This is a genomic window from Flavitalea sp. (assembly GCF_035489435.1).
Lineage (GTDB): Bacteria > Bacteroidota > Bacteroidia > Chitinophagales > Chitinophagaceae > DATHKG01.
Genome location: NZ_DATHKG010000108.1, coordinates 64220 through 70219, shown reverse-complemented (window position 1 = coordinate 70219; position 6000 = coordinate 64220). Strand labels below are relative to the sequence as shown.

Below are 6000 nucleotides of genomic sequence, written 5' to 3'. Positions count from 1 at the left end.
CCAGTTCAGTGTTATGGCTGAAGTGCTGGCTAAGGCAGGCATCAAAACAGATGGTGTTGCCGCGATCGGAATTACCAATCAACGGGAAACTACCATTGTCTGGGACCGGCACACCGGCCATGCTGTTTATAATGCCATTGTGTGGCAGGACAGGCGCACAGCGGCATATTGTGACGAGCTAAAAGCAAGTGGTCATTCACCTATGATCCAGCAAAAAACCGGCCTGGTGACCGACGCATATTTTTCAGCCACCAAACTAAAATGGATACTCGATAATGTGAGTGGCGCCAGGACGAAAGCTGAAAACGGCGACCTTCTTTTTGGTACGGTTGATAGCTGGCTCGTTTGGAAACTAACCGGCAGAAAGGTTCATGTTACTGATGTCAGCAATGCATCCCGAACGATGTTGCTGAATATTCATAGCTGTGAATGGGACCAGGAGTTGCTGAAACTTTTCAATATCCCGGTCAAGATGTTGCCCGAAGTGAAAGCATCAAGTAAAACATATGGTGTAACCGATGCAGTCGTAAACAATGCTAATATTCCTATCTCGGGTATCGCAGGTGATCAGCAGGCGGCCCTGTTTGGCCAGATGTGTACTAACCCGGGTATGGTCAAAAATACTTATGGCACCGGTTGTTTTATGCTGATGCATACCGGTGAAAAGGCGGTGGTTTCAAAAAATAATCTCCTGACAACTGTTGCCTGGAAACTTCATAACAAGGTAGAGTATGCGCTGGAAGGAAGCATATTTATAGCAGGTGCCGTGGTGCAATGGCTGCGTGATGAATTGCAGGTTCTCCGTAATGCTTCTGAAATTGAGGCACTGGCTTCGAGAGCAAAGGACAACGATGGAATTTATTTTGTTCCTGCATTTGCCGGCCTTGGAGCCCCGCACTGGAACCAGCATGCAAGAGGTGCAGTATTTGGTTTAACGCGTGGCACATCTAAAAATCATATAGCGCTGGCGGCGTTGGAGAGTATTGCTTACCAGACTATGGATGTTCTTAAGGCGATGGAAGCCGATTCTGGGATTTCTATCAAAGAATTAAGAGTTGATGGTGGTGCAACAATCAATAACCTGCTGATGCAATTTCAATCAGATATCCTGGGTGTACCGGTTATACGTCCGAAAGTGACTGAAACTACCGCCCTGGGCGCAGCTTACCTGGCTGGTCTTGCGATTGGCTACTGGGACAGTATTCCCGAGATCCAGAAACAATGGCAGGAGGATAAGGCTTTTAAACCGGCCATGCCTGATGAACAGGTTCAAAAATTGATCAAAGGATGGCAGCGTGCTGTTAAAGCCAGCATTGCGTGGGCAGACGATAAATGAGTGATGAGTTATGAGTTATGAGTTTTAGTGGTAAGTGGTGAGTGGTAAGTGGTAAGTGAAGTTGATTAATTGATTAGTTGATTAATTATAGTGATAGAAAATTTGTAGACATTCATAATAACTGATAGTAAATGACAGTAGCTGATAGTAACAGACTGTAACTGATAGTAATTGATAGTAAATGTTAGTAACTGTTAGAAAGTATATACGAAAAGTGTTAAATGAAAAGTTCTAATAATCTGATTTTATTTAAATGATAAGAAGACAAGAGTTGGTCAGCCAGCTTGACCAGTACAATGGAACCTGGGATATTTGTATAATTGGTGGTGGTGCTTCGGGGCTGGGGATCGCGGTTGATGCTGCTTCGCGTGGCTATAAAACAGTGCTGCTTGAAAAATTTGATTTCGCCAAAGGCACTTCTTCCCGTTCTACGAAACTTGTTCATGGCGGTGTAAGATATCTGCAACAAGGAAATATAAAACTCGTCATGGATGCCCTGAAAGAAAGAGGTATCATGAAAAAGAATGCACCACATCTTGTCAAAAACCAATCTTTCATTGTTCCAAATTATAAATGGTGGGAAGGTCCGTTTTATGGGCTAGGTTTGAAAGTGTATGATTGGATGAGCGGCAGTCTTGGCCTCGGGGCCTCCCAATGGCTCTCAACCGAGGAGGTCCTGGAATACGCACCCACACTGGATCCCGAAGGATTGCGTGGTGGTGTGATGTATCAGGACGGACAGTTTGATGATTCAAGGCTGGCACTTAACCTTGCTCAAACGGCTATTGAACAGGGTGCTGTTGTGCTCAATTATTTTGATGTTACTTCTTTTATAAAATCAGGGAACGATATCGCGGGAGTAATAGTGAATGACACGATCGGCAACAGATCTTTTGAAATAAAAGCAAAGGTGGTTGTTAATGCAACGGGGGTGTTTTCAGATAGCATTCAGCAACTGGATGAACCCGGCAAGGAATCGACCATCACACCAAGCCAGGGTATTCATATCGTGCTTGATAAGGTTTTTCTTCCCGGTACTTCTGCTATAATGATACCTCATACTGATGATGGAAGAGTATTATTCGCAGTGCCATGGCACCAGAAAATTATTGTCGGAACAACCGATACCCTGGTTGATGATATCCTAAGTGAACCGCTGGCAAGGGAAGAAGAAATTGAATTTCTCATAACGCATGCGGCAAGATATCTTACCAAGGATCCATCTATTGATGATGTAAGAAGTATCTATTCAGGGCTGAGACCGCTCGTAAAAAACTCAGCCAAAAAAACCGCGGAGATCTCACGTGATCATTCGATAATAATTTCTGATTCGGGGCTGGTAAGTATTGTTGGTGGCAAATGGACCACTTATCGCAAAATGGCAGAAGATACGGTAAACACTGCAGCGGTTCAGGCCAGGCTTCCTTACAAGGATTGTGTTACAACCGATCTTAGCATACATGGTGGTCAAAGTCATGCTACCGAAACCGGTACAAATTATTACTACGGTTCCGACATTCCTTTGATCGAAGATTTAATGTTGAAGGATGATTCATTAAGATCGCTGATCCATGAACGCCTTCCTTATCGCAAAGGTGAAATTATCTGGGCAGTCAGAAATGAGATGTGTATGACGGTAGAAGATGCATTGAGTCGTAGAACCAGGGCACTACTTTTGGATGCGGCAGCTGCTGTTGAAGCAGCACCGTTGGTAGCGACAATGATGGCTGCGGAGTTGAACTATGATCAAAGCTGGATAGATAAACAGTTGACGGCATTTAAAGGGATTGCAGTGTCTTATCTTCCAAAGAAGTAAGCTTTTCTTTCAGGAAGTAGAACCGACATCACTCGAAGTAAAGCTTCTCATGGAAAGAAGTGATGTTGCCTTAACAACGAAGTATTATCGCTTTACAAAGAAGTAATGTGTAATTAATTCGAGGTGTCAATAATGTTCTATAATTTCCACCTGGAATTTCACTTGCTATACGAAAATTAAAAAATTGCTTATGAGCCCATTTCTCGGAGAATTCATCGGAACGATGTTATTAATTATTCTTGGAGATGGCGTAGTAGCCAATGTTATCCTCGATAAAACAAAAGGTTTTAATGGTGGATTGATGTCCATCACTTTTGGCTGGGGGATGGCGGTATTTGTGGGTGTATATACCTCCGTCAGCCTGGGCGGAAGTGGCCATTTAAACCCGGCGGTCACCCTCGCAATGGCTTACCTGGGCAAACTGGATTCATCTCTTGTTCTGACTTATCTGGGTGCACAGTTTCTCGGTGCTTTTGTTGGTGCAGTGATTGTTTGGGCAAGCTATCGTCAACATTTTGATGCAACAACAAATGCGGATACCAAGCTCGGCGTATTCTGCACTTCACCTTCCATAAGAAACGCTTTAAACAATATAGTTACCGAAGTTGTGGGTACTTTTGTGTTGGTATTTGGAGCCCTGTTATTTATAAAGCCTGAAACAAAACTTGGAACAATTGAAGCTCTGCCGGTTGCATTGTTGGTAATCGGCATCGGGTTGTCGCTAGGTGGACCAACCGGTTATGCAATAAATCCTGCCCGCGATCTTTCCCCGAGGCTTGCACATTTTATTCTTCCGATCCGGGGTAAAAGAAACAGCGACTGGGCTTATGCCTGGATACCTGTTGTTGCCCCTATAGTCGGTGCATTCATCGCGGCTTTTCTTTTTCAGCTGATCAACCCAGCCTGATACCAAATAACCAAAATCAAAAAAACGGATAGCGGTCATGATATCATTCAAAACAGATTTTCAGGTAGCGGCTGGTAGTGACTGGTAGTGACTGGTAGTGGCTGTTAGCGGCAAGTAGTGGCTGGTAGTGGCCGGTAGTGGCTGAGGGAATGTTTCAAAAAAATGTTTTTTAAAATGACCGCTATTTCAGCCAAAAACCATCCCTTTTGACTGAAATAGCGGTCATTTTCAAAATTAATAAAACAGGACTTGATCAGGCGGTCTCCTGGATGAATGAATAAGATACAGATGCCTGTTTACAAAATATTCTTAATATTCCTCGGGAACTAAAGACTGCGTATTGCAGTCTGAATAACTCCACAAGCTTTCCTGATTTCTTTTTTTGAAATGGTCAGAGGAGGTGCAATCCGCATACAATGAGGTGCAAATAAAAACCAGTCAGTCAATACCCCATCACCAAGGCAACGATCAATCACTTTCTTATTGAGCTCAAAACTTTCAAATTCCAGGGCCATCAATAAGCCAACAGATCTAAGCAGGCATCCTTCAAGATTCCCTAGTAACTGCTGGAACAATGACTGTTTCGCTTCAATTTTCTTAACCAGTTCCTTATCCAACAAAACTTCGAAGGCGGCCAGGCCAGCGGCACAACTTACAGGATGACCACCAAATGTGGTGATATGACCAAGCACAGGGCTATGTGTAAATAAATCCATCAGCTTTTTATCTGCAATAAAGGCCCCAAGCGGCATCCCGCCACCAAGCGCTTTACCTAACAAAATAATATCAGGGATAATACCATATCTCTCAAAACCCCAGACAGTACCGGTTCTTCCGAAGCCAGTCTGAATTTCATCCATCACCATCAGCGTACCGGTGTCATTACATTTTTCCCTGATAGCCATAAGCCAGTTGATATCCGGCTCAATAACACCTTTCTCAGCCTGTACTGTTTCTAATATTACGCAGGCTGTTGAAGCAGTAATCGCGTCAACAGCAGTAGTTGAATTATATTCTTCATGTAATATTCCAGGCAACAAAGGACGAAATGCATTCCGCCAATATTCATCCCCGATGATACTAAGCGCTCCCTGGGTAGAGCCATGATAGCTTTGATTGAATGCGATGATCCCGGTACGACCTGTTACGCGTTTAGCCAGCTTCATAGCACCTTCTGTCGCTTCTGCCCCCGAATTAGTAAAATAAACTGTATTAAGCGACGATGGCAGATGATCAGTCAATTGTTTCGCATATCGTACCTGAGGACTTTCAATCATCTCACCATATACAAGTATATGCAAGTATTCATCTACCTGTTTTTTTATGGCCTTTGTAACATTTTTGTGGCGATGACCCACATTACAAACACTGATGCCGGCAATAAGATCGATATACTCATTCCCTTTCTTATCCCACAACAAACTGCCCTCTGCTTTTACAATCTCGAGCCCGATAGGCGAAGGAGAAGTCTGTGCAATATGCTTTAGAAATAATTCTCTTTGATTCATCTGAACATTTTTATTGTCTGCCCACACATACAAGTATGACACCTGCAAGTATGACACCTAAGTATGACTCCTAAGTATGACACCTGCAAGTATGATCCATACAAGTATGATCCATACAAGTATGACACATACAAATATGACTCATACAAATATGACAGACCCGATATTTTATAAAAGGGTACCGGAACCTTTACCTCCAAATGCGGAAAAGGCCATCTCTACAAATTTCTGTAAAGATGTTTAAAGGTTTGTTTTAATTTTTTGTCTACTGTTTAATTTTTTACCGGCTATTTTTATTTTCTAATTGGCTGTTCTGATTTTTTGTGGACTATTTTATTTTTCTGTCGACTGTTTTAACTTTTGTGCCTATTGCTTTAACTTTTGTGCCGACTGTTTTAAATTTCCTGTTGGTTCTGTTGTTTGTCCTGATTTC

The 6000-nt window shown here is 42.8% G+C and carries 4 protein-coding genes; 3 read left to right on the top strand and 1 reads right to left on the bottom strand.

Annotated elements, in window-relative coordinates:
* From glpK to VK664_RS17880, 3 genes are all read left to right on the top strand, one after another.
* The coding region (gene glpK, locus VK664_RS17890) for a glycerol kinase GlpK (RefSeq protein WP_461400059.1) at positions 1-1336 on the top strand (1336 nt) is incomplete at its 5' end.
* Between the two features lie 253 nt (positions 1337-1589).
* Positions 1590-3152 carry a glycerol-3-phosphate dehydrogenase/oxidase gene (locus VK664_RS17885; RefSeq protein ID WP_461400058.1) on the top strand — a complete coding sequence of 521 codons (1563 nt, stop codon included), beginning with the start codon at positions 1590-1592 and terminating at the stop codon, positions 3150-3152.
* 190 nt (positions 3153-3342) lie between these two features.
* On the top strand, positions 3343-4059 hold the full coding sequence (locus VK664_RS17880) for an MIP/aquaporin family protein (RefSeq protein WP_461400057.1): 717 nt from the start codon (positions 3343-3345) through the stop codon (positions 4057-4059).
* 326 nt (positions 4060-4385) lie between these two features.
* Here the strand turns inward: VK664_RS17880 and VK664_RS17875 are convergent, their stop codons facing one another.
* Positions 4386-5567: an aspartate aminotransferase family protein gene (locus VK664_RS17875; RefSeq protein ID WP_461400056.1), complete on the bottom strand. Its 1182-nt coding sequence runs from the start codon at positions 5565-5567 to the stop codon at positions 4386-4388.
* Positions 5568-6000: the final 433 nt, after the last annotated feature.